Here is a 15,745-nt window from a genome sequence, read left to right as displayed (position 1 = left end):
CACTGGGATCGTAGGTACAGTTGAGTAAGTTATTAGCAAGGGTCGAGCCAGCTTTGTTCGCCGGCAGCTAAAAGCGCCGGACGGTTGCCAAGGAACGCTGACGCTCCGCTTCGTAGAGTGGTCGGACAATGGCGAACTCGCCGTCAATTTCTCCGACCAACGTTTCAATGCCTTCAAGGCTTTTTTGCTTGGCTCGCTGCTCCAGCTCATTGCACAGCTCGGCCAACCGGATAGCGCCCATATTGATGCTGCTGCCTTTGAAACTATGGGCAGCATTCATGAGTTGCTCGGCGTTTTCAGCTTTTCGCAGCAGAGTCAAACGCTCTTCGGAATCGGCGAGAAAGGTATCAAGCAATTCTGGATACCCGTCTTCCATAACTTCCTGCAACGCGCTCAGCACGTCACGGTCCAGATGTGTGTCAGCCACTTGTTCACTCCTTGATCAAGAATGTTGGGATTGAGCCAGAGCCTCCCAAAAGAACTCCACGTGAGCACTTCGACCATTATCGGTCCAGCGCGCATGATGGCTCAACTGACGGATCAAACTGACGCCACGTCCCGACAGACGGACACCATCGACAGGACGCTCCATCACCCGCGCCACATCGAAACCCTTGCCACTGTCTTCGACCCGAATCGCCAAACAACCGCCCTCGCCTTTTGGCGTCACCTGCAAATGCACCCGCACATAGCCATCCCGCAATTCGTCCAGGCGCGCATTGCGCTGCTGATAATAACGCGCAAAACCCGAAGCATCGCGTTTCAGACTCGAATCCAGGCCCAGCACGCCATGCTCCAGGGCGTTGGAATAGAGTTCCGCCAGCACGCTGTAGAGTGCGCCACTCTGGCCCCGCAGGCCATGCACCTCAAGCAGTAACTGCAACAAGTACGGCAGCGGATTGAAGCGTTTGAGCGTGGCGGCGCGGAACTCGAAACTCACCGACCAGTCCAGCGGGCTGGATTGGCCGCTGTCAGAGTACACCGGCGCTGGCGGATTCAGTTGCGCAGCCTCCAGCAGACTGACCTCGACCATGCTCACGTCATCGCGGGCCTCCCCGCGAAAGTCCCGCAGTGCCTGTTCGATCTCTTCGAACAGCGCATCAGGCTGACGATTGGCTGCAAACACCTGCTCCAATCGCTCTACGCCAAACAATTGTTCATTGGCATCGCAGGTATCGATCACCCCGTCGGACAACAGAAAGACCCGATCCCCGACGGCCATCGGGAACACCTCGGTGCGGTCATCGAAGGTTTGCGGGCTCAGCACGCCCAGCGGCAAGTGCCGTGCCGTCAGCGCGATACGTTCGCCGCTGGCGGTGCTGTGCAAGTAACCGTCTGGCATTCCGCCGTTCCACACCTCCACCGATCCTCGCTGAAAGCTCAGGCACAGCAGGGTCGCACAGCAGAACATGTCCACCGGCAGAATACGTTTGAGCTTGGCGTTCATTTCGCGCAGGGTTTCGGACAAGCCGTAGCCCTTGGCGGTCATGCCGTAGAAGACTTCAGCCAAGGGCATGGCACCCACTGCGGCCGGCAAACCATGGCCAGTGAAATCGCCGAGCAGCACGCGCATGTCGCCGGCCGGGGTGAACGCGGCCAGCAACAGATCGCCATTGAACAGCGCATAGGGCGATTGCAGATAACGGATGTTCGGTGCGTTCAGGCAACCGGAGTGGGCGACCTTGTCGAACACGGCTTTGGCCACCCGCTGTTCATTGAGCAGGTAATCGTGGTGCCTGGCAATCAGGTCGCGCTGCTCCAGCACAGTGGCCTGCAAACGCCGCAAGCGGTCCATCGCCTTGACCTTGGCGGCGAGGATCACCTGGTTGTATGGCTTTGCCAGAAAATCGTCGCCCCCGGCCTCCAGACAACGGGCCAAGGCTTCGCTTTCGGTCAGCGACGTCAAAAAGATGATCGGCACCAAGGTTTCGCCGGCCAGCGCCTTGATCCGCTGCGCGGCCTCGAAACCGTCCATCACCGGCATCATGGCGTCCATCAGCACCAGGTGTGGTCGCTGCGAGCGAAACGCTTCGACTGCCTCGGCGCCGTTGGCGGCCGTCAGCACTTCATGGCCCTGACGCCGGACGATAGTCGACAGCAGCATGCGATCGGCCGCGCTGTCTTCAGCGATCAGTATCGTCAGCGGTTCGAGCTGCTGCATGATCAACTGATGTCAAACAACTTGTCGAAGTTGGAAATGGCGAGAATTTTCTTCACGTCGGAGCTGCTGTTGACGACGCGAATATCGGCACTGTCGCCACCGGCGTGATCACGCAGCAAGAGCAGCATGCCCAGCGCCGAGCTATCGAGATACGTGGCTTCCTTCAGATCCACTACGATGGAATCGGGTTTCTTGTTGAGTTTTTCGTAGGACTCACGAAATTCCTGATGTCGACCGAAATCGAACCGTCCCTTAATCGAAATCGTCAGCTTTTGCCCATCCTGAGATACTTCTGTAACGACTGACATTTCACGGCTTCCTTGTCATTGGCGAACGTACGTGTAGAAGGTTTAGCACCTGATGGGGGCTGGAGCAAGGTTGAAAAAATTGTACGGTTTATGAAATCGCCTTCGCTTGTAGGAGCGAGGCTTGCCCGCGAAGAACGATAACGCGGGCCACCTGACTCAATACGGATTCTGACGCGGCAACCGCTGGGACAGTTCATCCAGCAGTTTCTGCTCGCGCTTGTCTTCCAGTTGCCGCGCCTCATCCCTGTAGCGCTGAACCAGTTTGCGCAAACCTTCGACCCGGGCAAATGCCTGCTGCCAGGCTTCCCGGGACTTGTCCAGATTGTTTTGGTGCCAGTTCAGGCTCTGACGCTGCTGGTCGATGGCTGTGCCCAGCTGTGCGAGAAAGCCCTGATAACCCAACAACCACTGGCCCGAAACGCCGCTACTGCCGCGCACGATCCATTGTTCCTGGTATTCCAGACGGAAGTTTTCCAGATCGGCGAGTTTGCTTTCCGCCAGACGGACCTGGCCCTGGAAGTGCCCCAGGCGCTGGACGGCGGTTTTCTCGGCCTTTTCAGCCATTTCCACCACGGGCGCCAAGCGTGCTGCGCGGCTCTGGGCCATGGCCGGTTAGCCGCCGGCCGCGGGAGCGAAAATCGTGCCGAGATACGCTTCGCTTTCACCCAGGCTGATGCTGTCGTTCAGGCCCTGACGCTGGTACTTGACCAACTGCGGTTGCAGCGAAATCGCCAGGTCGGTTTCCCGGTCACCGCCGGCGACGTAGGCGCCGACGCTGATAAGGTCGCGACTCTGCTGATAACGTGACCACAACTGTTTGAAATACTGGGCGCGAGCCATGTGCTCCGGCGTCACCACCGACGGCATGACCCGACTGATGGACGCTTCGATATCGATGGCCGGGTAATGCCCTTCCTCGGCCAGACGCCGGGACAGCACAATGTGCCCATCGAGCACGCCCCGCGCCGCGTCGGCGATCGGATCTTGCTGATCGTCGCCTTCAGACAATACGGTGTAAAACGCAGTGATCGAACCGCCGCCTTTTTCGGCGTTACCGGCCCGCTCCACCAGTTTCGGCAGCTTGGCGAATACCGACGGCGGATAGCCCTTGGTCGCTGGCGGCTCGCCGATGGCCAGGGCGATTTCCCGCTGGGCCTGGGCGAAACGGGTCAGGGAATCCATGAGCAACAGAACATTCTTGCCCTTGTCGCGGAAGTACTCGGCGATCCGCGTGCAGTACATGGCCGCGCGCAGACGCATCAGCGGCGCATCGTCCGCCGGCGACGCCACCACTACCGAACGCTTGAGCCCTTCTTCACCGAGGATGTGCTCGATGAATTCTTTAACTTCACGACCCCGCTCGCCGATCAGCCCGACGACGATAATGTCGGCCTCGGTGAAACGGGTCATCATGCCCAGCAGCACACTCTTGCCCACGCCGGTACCGGCGAACAGCCCGAGCCGCTGGCCGCGACCGACCGTCAACAAACCGTTGATGCAACGAATACCGACGTCCAGCGGCTCGCTGATCGGTTCGCGCTTGAGCGGGTTGATGGTCGGGCCGTCCATTGGCACCCAGTCTTCGGCTTTCATGCCGCCCTTGCCGTCCAGCGCGCGACCGGCGCCATCGAGCACCCGCCCGAGCATGCTCATACCCATGGGCAAACGACCGGTATCCGCCAGAGGAACCACACGGGCACCGGGGGCGATGCCGGCGACGCTGCCGACCGGCATCAGAAAGACTTTGCTGCCAGAGAAGCCCATGACCTCGGCTTCGACCTGTACCGGGTGATAGCTGTCATCGTTGATGACCATGCAGCGGCTGCCCATGGCGGCGCGCAAACCTTCGGCTTCGAGTGTCAGGCCGACCATGCGCAGCAAGCGACCTTCGAGGATTGGCGCACCTGCCAGCTCCGTGGCCTCGGCATAGCTACCGAGGCGTTTGGCGAAGCTGGTGCGATCAAGGCGCATCGGGGTCGTCCAGTTCCGGGTCGACCGGGGTAACCGCAGGTTTTTCGTCGATTGGCAGTTCCAGGCTCAGGTCCGGCGCGGCCGGGTGCAGCGCTTGATCGTGCAACTGATCAAACAGCTTGGCCATGACTTGGGTAATACGGGTTTCGACGGTGGCGTCGATGCGACTGTGTTCAGTCTCGACCCGGCAGCCGCCCGGCAACAAGGCCTCGTCCTCGACGATGCGCCAGGTTTCTTCATGGCGCTCGCGCAGGGCTTTGACCTGTTCGAAATCCTGCGGATTGATGTACAGCCGCACGTTGCCCACGCCCAGCGGCAAGAGCTTGAGCGCTTCGCGCATGACGTGTTCGATCTGCGTCGAGTCGATGGCCAGTTCGCGCTGAATCACTTGTTTGGTGATGTGCTGCACGAGGTCGACCAGCGACTTTTCGATCTGCGTGTCCTGCTCGGCAATCGGCTCGAACAGGTTGGCCATCAGCTGTTCCAGGCCAGCGATCTTGGCCGTGAGGGCCACTTCGGCTTCCTGACGGACCTTGAGCGTGGTGCTGTGGAAACCTTCTTTTTCGCCCGTGGCGAAGCCTTCGTTGTAGGCCTCCTGGCGAATGCTTTCGAGTTCTTCGAGGGTCAGTGGCTGGACTTCATCCAGTGGCACTTCTTCCATTTCCGGCGGCTCGGGTTCCGGCTCAGGCTCGGGTTCCGGCACGAACGGATCGAAACTGGGCAGCGACCAGACATCGAAACCACCGACGTCCTTGCCACGGATCAGGTCGGTGTTGGACTCATCATGTTTGGACGACATAGTGACCTTAGATCATCTCTTCGCCGCCCTTCCCGCCGAGAACGATTTCTCCGGCTTCGGCCATACGGCGGGCAATGGTGAGGATTTCTTTCTGCGCGGTTTCCACGTCGCTGACGCGCACCGGGCCTTTGGCCTCGAGGTCGTCGCGCAACAGTTCGGCCGCCCGTTTGGACATGTTCTTGAAGATCTTTTCCTTGACGCCTTCGTCCGAGCCCTTGAGGGCCAGTACCAGGACGTCCGAGGACACTTCGCGCAACAGCGCCTGAATGCCGCGGTCGTCGACATCGGACAGGTTGTTGAACACGAACATGAGGTCTTCGATCTGACCGGACAGGTCTTCGTCGACTTCGCGGATCGAGTCCATCAACTGACCTTCGATCGAGCTGTCGAGGAAGTTCATGATGTCGGCCGCACGCTTGATGCCACCCAGGGTGGTGCGCGAGGCATTCGAGTTGCCGGAGAACTGCTTCTCGAGAATCTGGTTGAGTTCTTTCAGGGCTGCCGGTTGCACGGTGTTCAATGAAGACACCCGCAGGATGATGTCCAACCGGACCTTGTGGTCGAAGTTGCCCAGCACTTCACCGGCCTGATCCGGGTCGAGGTACGCCACCACGATTGCCTGGATCTGCGGGTGCTCGTAACGGATCACGTCGGCGACGGCGCGCGGCTCCATCCACTTCAGGCTGTCGAGGCCACTGGTGTTGCCGCCCAACAGGATCCGGTCGATCAGGCCGTTGGCCTTGTCTTCGCCCAAGGCCTGGGTAAGCATATTGCGCACGTAGTCATCGGAGCCGACGCCCAGGCTGGTCTGGTCGCCGACGATGTCGACGAACTCGCTCATCACCTGTTCGACCTGCTCGCGGTGCACGTTGCCCATCTGGGCCATCGCCACACCCACACGCTGGACCTCTTTGGGCCCCATGTGGCGCAGCACTTGCGCAGCATCGGTGGAACCGAGGGACAGCAGCAGAATCGCGGCTTTGTCGACCTTGGTCAGTTTGGCGGCAACGGCTCGGTTATCACTCATCTGCGTTAATCCACTCTTTCACGACCTGGGCCACGCGACCCGGATCTTCTGCCACCAGACTCTTGATTGCGTTCAACTGTGCGTCATAGCCCTCGCTCGGGCTCGGCAGCAAAATGCTGGTCGGGCCGCCGAGGCTGACGCGGTCGTTGGCCAGTTCGCCATCCAGACCTCCCATGCCACCGAGTTCGAGGTCGCTGCCCAGGCCCGCGAGTTGCTTGTCTTTGCCGCCACCGGTGATGTTGTTGAGCACCGGACGCAGCACACCGAACACCAGCACCAGGATGAACAACACACCCAGCACTTGCTTGACGATGTCCCAGAACCACGGCTGGGAATAGAACGGAATCTCGGCAATCACTTCACCGCGCTCGGCGGAGAACGGCATGTTGATCACACTGACGCTGTCGCCACGGCTGGCGTCGAAACCGACCGCGTCTTGCACCAGACGAGTGAAGCGCGCCAATTCATCGGCGCTCCACGGCGCGCGAGTCGTTTCGCCGTTGGCCGCGTTGACCTTGACTTGGTCATCCACCACCACCGACACCGACAGGCGATTCAAACGGCCCTGCTGTTGTTTGGTGTGGCTGATGGAACGGTCGAGTTCGAAGTTCTTGGTGGATTGTTGACGCTTGTCCGCCGGGTACGGCGCCAGCATCGGCTGACCGGTGGCCGGGTCCATGATTTGCTGCCCGTTGGCATCGAGCAACGGCTGGCCTGGCTGCACCATGCCGGCCGACGCGGTGGCGCCACCGGTGGTTTGTGGCGCCGAGGCTGGCGATGGCGGCTGGTTGCTCAGGGCACCCGGCACACCTTGCGGGCCATTGCTGGCGGTGCGTTGTTCGTTGACCGATTGCTCACTGCGCAACGCCGGCTGATCCGGGTTGAACTGCTCGGAAGTCGACTCGACGGCACTGAAATCCACATCAGCCGAGACTTCGGCTTTATAGCGGTCATTGCCCAACACCGGTTGCAGAATGTTGTGCACACGCTGGGTGAGCATGCTTTCCATACGACGGCTGTAATCGAATTGCTTGCCGGCCATGGTCAGTTCGGAGTTTTCCGCCTGATCCGACAGCAAGTTGCCCTTCTGATCGACCACGGTGATCTGCGATTTGCTCAGCTCGGGAACGCTGGTCGCCACCAGATTGATGATAGCGACGACCTGGCCCGGCTCCAGCGAGCGACCGGAATAGAGTTCAACCAGAACCGAAGCGCTGGGCTTGCGTTCGTCACGCACGAACACCGAGCTTTTGGGAATCGCCAAGTGCACGCGGGCACCTTTGACGTTGTTCAGGCTGGAAATGGTCCGGGCCAGTTCGCCTTCGAGGCCGCGACGATAACGGGTCGCTTCCATGAACTGGCTCGTGCCCAGCCCCTGTTCCTTGTCGAGTATCTCGAAACCGATGTTGCCGTCGCTGGGAGTGACACCAGCGCCCGCGAGCTTGAGCCGCGCACGGGACAGGTCATCGGCCTTGACCAGCAAGGCACCGGAGTTCGGTTCAACGGTATAGGGGATATCGGCTGTGGCCAGGGTTTCCATGACCTGCTTGGCGTCCATGCCGGCAAGGCTGCCGTACAGAGGCCGGTAGTCTGGCTGCTGGGACCACAACACCACGGCAAAGCCAATCGCCACGCTCGCAGCCAGGCCGACCAACAGGCCCACCTGACGCAACATGGTCATCTCGGAGAGGTTTTCCAGGAAGGACAACCCGAACAGCGGCGGCTTGCCGTCTATTGGAGTGGCCTTGGCCGGAACATTATCGGCGATTGCTTCTGCCATGACTCAATCTCGTCCTTAAACCGGCATCTGCATGATGTCTTGGTAAGCCTGAACCAGCTTGTTACGCACTTGGGTCAGTGCCTGAAAAGACACGCTGGCCTTCTGTGAGGAAATCATCACGTCCGTCAGGTCGACGCCGCTTTTACCGATCTCGAAGGCACTGGCCAACTGACTGGACGCCTGCTGGGTGTCGTTCACTTTATTGACGGCTTGGCCGAGCATGTCGGAAAAGCTGCTGCCACCCAATTCAGGGACTGCGGCAGTCGACTTCGGCGCAGACATGGCATCCATTTGCATGGAGCGCATGTCCAGCATCAACCGATTGAATTCAATACCTTGGCTCATGGTTTCTCTCTTTGACGAAGCTACGTCTTTGGCTACCCGCAATTTTTTGACACTCACTCGGCGGGTAGTGAGGTGTTAGCAACAAGGGTGCCAGCTCTGTGGCGGCTCTAAACAAAAGCTCTCATAACGCACTCTGTAGCAGCCTGCGTCCGACTGCGAAGCAGTCGTAAACCTGAACACTCGGTCTTTCTGAACCACCGCGCCGAGTGATTTCACGACTGCTGCGCAGCCGGACGCAGGCTTCGCCATCTGCTACCAAGATCGAATCAGGTAGCGAACAAGTACGCTTCCACGTCCATTCCGGCGTCGCGCATCTGCGCCAACTTGTAGCGCAAGGTGCGCGGGCTGATGCCCAGTCGCTCGGCGGCTTCTTTGCGACGGCCGCGCTCGGCGCGCAAGGTATCGATGATCATCTGGAATTCACGGCGCCGCAGATCGTCGCCGAGGGCGCCCGCCGATTCGGCTTCGACTTCTAGCGCGCGCACGGGCGTCGGCGCCAATGGCGGCAACGGCGCACACGCCACCGGCCCGGCCAGGCAGAAATCCTGCGGCTGGATCAAACCGCCCTGCTGCAGAATCAAGGCACGCTGGATTGCGTTATCCAGTTCACGCACGTTGCCCGGCCACGGATAACCAATCAGGCACGCCTGCGCCTCGGGCGAGAGCTTCGCCGCGGCATGCTTCATTTTATTGACGTACTTGGCCAACAGACGCTCAGCCAGCGGCAGGATGTCGGCGGTGCGCTCGCGTAGCGGACGCCAGGCCAGTGGGAACACCGACAGGCGATAGTAAAGGTCTTCACGAAAACGCCCCGCCGCCACTTCACCGGCCAGGTCACGGTTGGTGGTGGCGACCACTCGAATGTCCAGCGTGATCGGTTTGCGTGCGCCGACTCGCTCGACTTCTCGTTCTTGCAATACGCGCAGTAATTTGGCTTGAAGGCCGAGGGGCATTTCGGAGATTTCATCGAGCAGGATCGTGCCGCCATCGGCCTGCTCGAACTTGCCGGCCTGCGCCGCGATGGCGCCAGTGAACGAACCCTTTTCGTGACCGAACAAGGTGGCTTCGAGCATGTTGTCCGGGATTGCTGCGCAGTTAATCGCAATGAATGGCTGACTGGCGCGATGAGAGTGCTGATGGATGTAACGCGCCAGCACTTCCTTGCCAGTTCCGGACTCACCGGAGATCAACACCGTGGAGTCACTGCGCGCCACTCGCGCGGCCAATTCCAGCAATTGCGCACTGGCCGGCTCGAACGCCACAGGCCCTTCACTCTCGGTCGCGCCCAGATTGCCCAGTGCATGACGCGCCACCAGCTCGAGCAAGGCTTTAGGCTCGAACGGCTTGACCAGATAATCCACCGCGCCCTGACGCATGGCGTCGACCGCGCGCTCGACAGCGCCGTGAGCGGTCATCAGCAACACTGGCAACTGCGGCTGACGAGCCCGCAGCAATCCCAGCAGTTGATGACCGTCCATGCCCGGCATGTTGACGTCACTAAGCACCAGGTTAAACGCCTCGGCGCCGACCGCAGCCAGCGCCTCTTCCGCCGAACCGACCGCCGTGTAATCGTGCCCGGCAAGCAACAGCGTATCGGCCAATGCTTCGCGTAGCGCGCGGTCATCCTCGACCAGTAAAACCTTGATGGCCATGTCCTTCACTTCACTCCCTGAACGCTGGGCTGTTCACCAGAAAAAAGCGGCAAGACCACCTGCGCACAAGTGCCGCGACCCGGCCGCGAGCGCAACTGCAATTCTCCCTGATGGGCGCGGGCCACCGCCTTGACCACGGTCAGGCCCAGGCCGGTGCCGGTGGTTTTAGTGGTGAAAAATGGCTCACCCAGTCGCGCCAGTACCTTCGTATCGATGCCACTGCCGCTATCACTGACACACAGGCGCAGGTTGTTGCCGCGGGTATACAGGTGAACCTTCAAACGAACGTCACCGGAACTGGCCTGAACAGCATTCTCGATCAGATTGAGAATTGCCCCGACCAGGGTGTCGCGATTGCACAACAACTCACCGGCATGACTGTCGCACTGCCAGCGAATCGGCAAGTCCTGAACGTGAGTCAGCGCTGCCGCTTGCAGCGACTGCATCAGCATCTTGGGGGTGAGGCGATCGGTCAGCGGCAGCTCGCCGCGGGCGAACACCAGCATGTCGCGAACCTGGTGCTCCAGCTCATGCAAACGCTCTTTCAGGCGCCCGGCAAAACGTTGCTGGGTCTCGACCGGCAACTCCTGCTCAGTCAAATGACTGGCATAGAGCAACGCTGCAGACAACGGCGTGCGAATCTGATGAGCCAACGAGGCGACCATACGACCCAGAGACGACAGGCGCTCATGACGAGCCAATTGATCTTGCAGATGGCGGGTTTCAGTCAGGTCGTTGAGCAGCACCAATTGACCGGGCTCGGCATCCAGCGAGCGCGTGGCGATCGAGAGACGTCGACCGTCCTTGAGGGAGATTTCGTGACCGTCGTCTTCGCGCGGAGCAAAGCATCGGGCAATCACATGACGCCACAGCTCGCCTTCGAGGGGCAGGCCGAGCAGTTCACTCGCGGCGGGATTGGCTTCGCGCACGATGCCCTGGGCGTCGATGACGATGACGCCGCCAGGCAACAGATCGAGGAGATTTTGCAGACGGTTGGCCAGACGTTCTTTTTCCGCCAGCTCCTGCATGCGCTGAGCACTGACCACCGCCAGCTCGCCCTTGAGCTCGGTGACCCGAGCTTCGAGCATGCTGTAGGAGTCGGTCAATTGGCTCGACATCTGGTTGAACAGCGCAAACGCCTGCTCAAGACCAAGCCGGCTTGCCTGCTCTACGGACGACGGTTGCCCCGAAGCATCAAGGGCAGGAGACATCTGGGCGGCTGGGGGCATCGTGCTCTCTCGCGTGGCTGACCGTCAGTTAAACGGAACGTTGCGAGGGATGTAGCAATACCCGTGCCTAAAAAAAACCGCCTATAAATGAAGGAGTTGAAAAACAGGCGTCAATCATCCGCCTGTTCATCACCGTCACGACGACTCATGCCGTACTTGCGCATCTTCTCCACCAACGTGGTACGACGAATCCGCAGCCGTTCGGCCGCCCGCGCCACGATGCCATTGGCATCATCCAGCGCCTGCTGAATCAGCCCTTGTTCCAGACCGCCAAGGTAGTCCTTCAGGTCCAGACCTTCCGGCGGCAGCAGCGCATTGGCGGTGAAGTCCGGGGTATGACCGTTGATGGCCACCCGTTCTTCAAGATCGCTGCGCAGGCTGTCGACCAGTTGCTCGTCTTCGTCATCAACGTAGCGGAATTTCTTCGGCAACTCGACCACGCCGATCACCCCGTACGGGTGCATGATCGCCATGCGCTCCACCAGGTTGGCCAGCTCACGAACGTTGCCCGGCCAGCCGTGACGGCACAGCGACATGATCGCCGCCGAATTGAAACGGATCGAACCGCGCTTCTCGTGCTCCATGCGCGAGATCAACTCGTTCATCAGCAGCGGAATATCTTCGACGCGCTCACGCAATGGCGCCATCTCGATCGGGAACACATTCAAGCGATAGTAGAGGTCTTCGCGGAAGGTGCCGATCTCGATCATGCTTTCGAGATTCTTGTGGGTCGCTGCAATGATCCGCACATCGACGCTTTGGGTCTTGTTGCTGCCCACGCGCTCGAAGGTGCGTTCCTGCAAGACACGCAGCAGCTTGACCTGCATCGGCAGCGGCATGTCGCCGATTTCGTCGAGGAACAGGGTACCGCCGTTGGCCAGCTCGAAACGCCCGGCGCGACTGGTGATCGCTCCGGTGAAGGCGCCCTTCTCGTGGCCGAACAATTCGCTTTCCAGCAACTCGGCCGGGATAGCGCCGCAGTTGACCGGCACGAACGGCGCGTCACGACGCTTGGAGTGGTAGTGCAGATTACGCGCAACCACTTCCTTGCCGGTCCCGGACTCGCCGAGGATCAGCACGCTGGCATCAGTGTCGGCGACTTGCTGCATCATCTGCCGGACGTGTTGAATCGCCCGGCTGGTGCCGACGAGGCTGCGGAAAAGATTGGGTTCACGGTGACGACCGCGCTCACGCGCCTGGTCATACATTTCGCGATAGACCTGGGCCCGGTGCAACGAGTCGAGCAATTTGCTGTAGCTGGGTGGCATTTCGAGGGTCGAAAGCACTCGACGACGCTGGTCTTCCGGCAAGTCAATGGAAGAATTATCGCCCATTAACAAAACCGGAAGGAACTCATCCCAGGTTGAGAGTGTCTTTAACAAGCCCAAAAGTGCACCAGGAGCATTTACCGTCCCGATGAGGACACAGATTACTTCACGACTTGATGACAAAGAGCCGACCGCCTGCTGCCAGTCGTGGCTGCCACAGGGTAAATTTTCTTCGCCAAGAAAATTTAAAATCACCGCCAAATCGCGGCGGCGGACGCTATCGTCATCAATCAGCAGAATTTTGGTTTCACGCCACATGCAATAGCAACTTCCCTAGTCAACTCAATGCCCAAAATGAGGGGCAAGCTAGACGCTTGCAGACACGTTATGCCTGTAGACGCCTGAAATCTGGAACCAGCCACTAGTTAAGTCAAAAAACCGTGCACAGTCAAATTTATGGCGCACTATGTTTGGATTAACTGAGGGTTAACTAACCAAACAGATGGTAAACCTTTGCCGCGTTCTGTGCTTGGTGGATCTGCGACATCTCGTCGACTATCGCTTGCCTCTCCCCCGTCGCCGCCTCCAGAAGCTGTTTATACACCCCCAGCAACTCCTCAAGGTTGTCACGCAACGCGGCCTCGTCCACCGAAGCTTCACTCAAAACGTCTTCCATGCAGGAACGGCAAGCCAGGTCCAATTCACCAATGGCTTCCCAGTTGCGCTCGGCCAATGCACCGACGAGGGCATCGCGGGTTTGTTCGATTCGCTGCAAGACAAGACTCATGGTGATCTCCTTAAAACTGCGGACCCGGCGCGGCAATGGCATCCCAACCGTCTTTGACCGTGCGAAGCAAATCGGCGACTTCGTCGAGGATTTTTGGATCGGTCTTGAGATTGGCTTCAGCCAGGCGTTTCATCATGTAGGTGTAGAGGTTATCCAGCTCACCTACAGATTCGGCCTGGTTTTCCAGGTCCAGACCTTCACGCAGACCACCGATGATGCCGATGGCCTTGCCGATCAGAACACCTTTGTTCGGAATGTCCTTGCGCTCCATCGCACCTTTGGCCTGGGCAATACGATCCAGGCCGCCTTCCATCAGCATCTGCACCAGACGATGTGGGCTGGCTTCGGAGGTTTGCGCCTGAGCGCCAATTTTCTGGTATTGGCGAAGGGCTAACATTGGATTCATGTTGTACCTCATCAGAGTTCTGTGGTTCGTATAACCAGTGTATCGACGACGCGCCAAAAAACTTTAGATTCAAAAAACCAAAAGCCCGGAGCGTGAAAACGCTGCCGGGCTTTTGGCACTCTGAGTGTTACGAGTTCTTCTGCTGCGCAGCCATGGCTTCGAACATCGAAGTGATGTTGCTGGCTGTCGCTTTCAACTTGCCGACGAGGGTGTCCATGTCGTTGTACTTTTTGGTCAGTACCGCAGTCAAGGTCTCGATTCGGCGGTCCAGGGCAGCCTGGTCGTTGCTCAGCTTTTTCTTGGTTGAATCGAGACTCTTGGCGCGGGCGTCCAGGATAGAGTCGACTGCTTTGCCATTGACCGTTTTACCTTCGGTGTAAGGCTTGATCGCATTGTTCATACGCTCAATCAGACCATTGGTGCCAGTGAACAGTGTCTGAACCTCACCGCCCAGCTTCTTGTCGTTCATGGCGGTGTTGAACTTGGTGCTATCGAAATCCAGTGCGCCGGTCTTCTGGTTGGTGGTGATACCCAACTGAGAGAGCACGGTCAGCTTGTCGCCGGCACCGGTCTGGGACAGAGGGCCACGCAAGGAATCCAGAATCGAACGCGGCAGCGGGTCACCAGTCAATGCTGCGGCAACAGTCAGCTTGCCATCGTCGTCCAGGGACGGCTTGGTCAAAGAAGTCACAGCGTTGGCGATGGCGTTGTACGCATCGACGAACTTCTGGATCGACGCCTTCAGACCATCGTTGTTAGACGCAACGGTGACGGTCGACTTGCCGGCGGTGAGCAAACTCAGGCTCAACCCGGAGATCGTCTTGTCGATGGTGTTGGACTTGCTGGTCATCGCCAGACCGTCGACGCTGAACACCGCATCCTGGGCCGGATCGCCAATAGCCCCCGAAGAAGCGGCAGTCGGAGGGCTGCCCATCGGGGCGGTCCCATCGATTTCCAGACCGGCAATACCGCTGGCGGAAATATCGGAACCCGCACCAGTAGTAGTAGAACCCAGCACCAGACGCGAGCCGAAACTGTCGGTCACGATATTGGCGCTCAGACCACTGGACTGATATTGGGTGTTGATCGAATCACGCACCGATTGCAGCGTGGCGCCCGCGCCCACAGTAACCGGATAGCTCTTGCCATTTTGGGTGATGGTCAGCGTGCCCACAGGGATCGCGCTGGTTGTACCACCGGCAAACGCAGCAGAGGCTACTTTCGAGGAGGTGGCCAGCTTGGTGACGTCGACCACGTAGTTACCGGCGACAGCCGCATTACTGGACGTAGCGGTCAGCACTTTTACATCAGACGACGTCGCGGCAAAACCCGTGAACTGAGGGGTTGTCGTACTACCCAGATTGGTCAGCGCTTTCTGGAACGTGGTCAACAGCGACTTCAAGGTACCAATCCCGGAAATGCTCGCCGTATTGGTGGTGGTCCCACGGTCGATCTGACCTTGCTTGGCCGCTTTGTCAGCGTTCACCAAGGCTTTGACGATAGCACCGGTATCAAGGCCGGAGCCTAAACCCGTGCCCGGTAGAATTGGACTTGCCATGTGGAACTCCCTTCAGTGTGTCGCCGGTCTTTTGACCACTACAACGCCCAAAAGAACATAGCAACAAAATTCGTGCCAGCTGTCAGACTTTAGCGCTGAACAACAGGCTGCTTGCATCATTCAAACTATTGGCCAGCTTCAGGACTTCTTCGTTGGGGATCTGACGGATCACCTCACCGGATTCGCTGGCAATGACTTTGACGACCACTTTGCCCGAAGGCTCGTCGATCGAGAATTCCAGATTGCGCTTGACCGACTGAACGAACTTTTCAATTTCCTGAACAGCTACCTTCAGTTTGTCCTGCTCGGTCTGTTCGCTCTTACCTTCGTCCTTGACGGCAGTTACTGGAGCAACTACCGCTCGAGGCTTTTCCGCATGCTTATCGGCAACAGTCGTCGCCTGCTTGGCCGCAGGATAAGACAAGTTCAGCTTGACGCTCATATCCATGTCCAT

General features: G+C 59.1%; 16 protein-coding genes. All 16 read right to left on the bottom strand.

Going from position 1 to position 15,745, the window contains the following annotated elements; all coding sequences use genetic code 11:
- Positions 1 to 67: 67 nt before the first annotated feature.
- Positions 68 to 427 (bottom strand): Hpt domain-containing protein, encoded by a 360-nt coding sequence (locus tag ACYZT2_RS09490; RefSeq protein WP_461971596.1) that lies wholly within the window; start codon positions 425 to 427, stop codon positions 68 to 70.
- A 15-nt stretch (positions 428 to 442) separates the two neighbouring features.
- Positions 443 to 2,161, bottom strand: coding sequence for an ATP-binding SpoIIE family protein phosphatase (locus tag ACYZT2_RS09485; protein WP_461971595.1), 1,719 nt, complete (start codon positions 2,159 to 2,161; stop codon positions 443 to 445).
- Positions 2,162 to 2,163: 2 nt separating this feature from the next.
- Entirely contained in the window at positions 2,164 to 2,469 is a 306-nt protein-coding gene (locus tag ACYZT2_RS09480) for an STAS domain-containing protein (RefSeq protein ID WP_461971594.1), read from the bottom strand.
- Between the two features lie 156 nt (positions 2,470 to 2,625).
- Complete coding sequence (gene fliJ / locus ACYZT2_RS09475) at positions 2,626 to 3,075, bottom strand: flagellar export protein FliJ (protein WP_461971593.1); 450 nt, start codon at positions 3,073 to 3,075, stop codon at positions 2,626 to 2,628.
- A gap of 6 nt (positions 3,076 to 3,081) precedes the next feature.
- A complete protein-coding gene (gene fliI, locus ACYZT2_RS09470) occupies positions 3,082 to 4,440 on the bottom strand; it encodes a flagellar protein export ATPase FliI (protein ID WP_461971592.1) in 1,359 nt (452 codons plus the stop codon).
- On the bottom strand, positions 4,430 to 5,239 hold the full coding sequence (gene fliH, locus ACYZT2_RS09465; protein WP_461971591.1) for a flagellar assembly protein FliH: 810 nt from the start codon (positions 5,237 to 5,239) through the stop codon (positions 4,430 to 4,432). The genes fliI and fliH overlap by 11 nt, the downstream gene beginning before the upstream one ends.
- Before the next feature lie 7 nt (positions 5,240 to 5,246).
- On the bottom strand, positions 5,247 to 6,266 hold the full coding sequence (gene fliG / locus ACYZT2_RS09460; protein WP_461971590.1) for a flagellar motor switch protein FliG: 1,020 nt from the start codon (positions 6,264 to 6,266) through the stop codon (positions 5,247 to 5,249).
- Positions 6,259 to 8,046, bottom strand: a complete 1,788-nt coding sequence (gene fliF / locus ACYZT2_RS09455; protein WP_461971589.1) for a flagellar basal-body MS-ring/collar protein FliF — start codon at positions 8,044 to 8,046, stop codon at positions 6,259 to 6,261. The genes fliG and fliF overlap by 8 nt, the downstream gene beginning before the upstream one ends.
- Before the next feature lie 15 nt (positions 8,047 to 8,061).
- Entirely contained in the window at positions 8,062 to 8,391 is a 330-nt protein-coding gene (gene fliE, locus ACYZT2_RS09450) for a flagellar hook-basal body complex protein FliE (protein ID WP_010456962.1), read from the bottom strand.
- Positions 8,392 to 8,657: 266 nt separating this feature from the next.
- A complete protein-coding gene (locus tag ACYZT2_RS09445) occupies positions 8,658 to 10,043 on the bottom strand; it encodes a sigma-54-dependent transcriptional regulator (protein ID WP_461971588.1) in 1,386 nt (461 codons plus the stop codon).
- A 5-nt stretch (positions 10,044 to 10,048) separates the two neighbouring features.
- On the bottom strand, positions 10,049 to 11,254 hold the full coding sequence (locus ACYZT2_RS09440) for a sensor histidine kinase (protein WP_461973050.1): 1,206 nt from the start codon (positions 11,252 to 11,254) through the stop codon (positions 10,049 to 10,051).
- 128 nt (positions 11,255 to 11,382) lie between these two features.
- Positions 11,383 to 12,858: a sigma-54 dependent transcriptional regulator gene (locus ACYZT2_RS09435; protein ID WP_007894189.1), complete on the bottom strand. Its 1,476-nt coding sequence runs from the start codon at positions 12,856 to 12,858 to the stop codon at positions 11,383 to 11,385.
- A gap of 172 nt (positions 12,859 to 13,030) precedes the next feature.
- Complete coding sequence (locus ACYZT2_RS09430) at positions 13,031 to 13,327, bottom strand: hypothetical protein (RefSeq protein WP_052966715.1); 297 nt, start codon at positions 13,325 to 13,327, stop codon at positions 13,031 to 13,033.
- A 10-nt stretch (positions 13,328 to 13,337) separates the two neighbouring features.
- Positions 13,338 to 13,733: a flagellar export chaperone FliS gene (gene fliS / locus ACYZT2_RS09425; RefSeq protein WP_461971587.1), complete on the bottom strand. Its 396-nt coding sequence runs from the start codon at positions 13,731 to 13,733 to the stop codon at positions 13,338 to 13,340.
- 127 nt (positions 13,734 to 13,860) lie between these two features.
- Positions 13,861 to 15,291 carry a flagellar filament capping protein FliD gene (gene fliD / locus ACYZT2_RS09420; protein ID WP_461971586.1) on the bottom strand — a complete coding sequence of 477 codons (1,431 nt, stop codon included), beginning with the start codon at positions 15,289 to 15,291 and terminating at the stop codon, positions 13,861 to 13,863.
- An 82-nt stretch (positions 15,292 to 15,373) separates the two neighbouring features.
- Positions 15,374 to 15,739, bottom strand: a complete 366-nt coding sequence (locus ACYZT2_RS09415; RefSeq protein WP_347803249.1) for a flagellar protein FlaG — start codon at positions 15,737 to 15,739, stop codon at positions 15,374 to 15,376.
- Between the last annotated feature and the right edge of the window lie 6 nt (positions 15,740 to 15,745).

The sequence above is a fragment of the Pseudomonas sp. MDT1-85 genome, assembly GCF_054898065.1.
The sequence above is the reverse complement of the archived record's forward strand: the minus strand, read 5'-3'. Positions and strand labels throughout refer to the sequence as shown.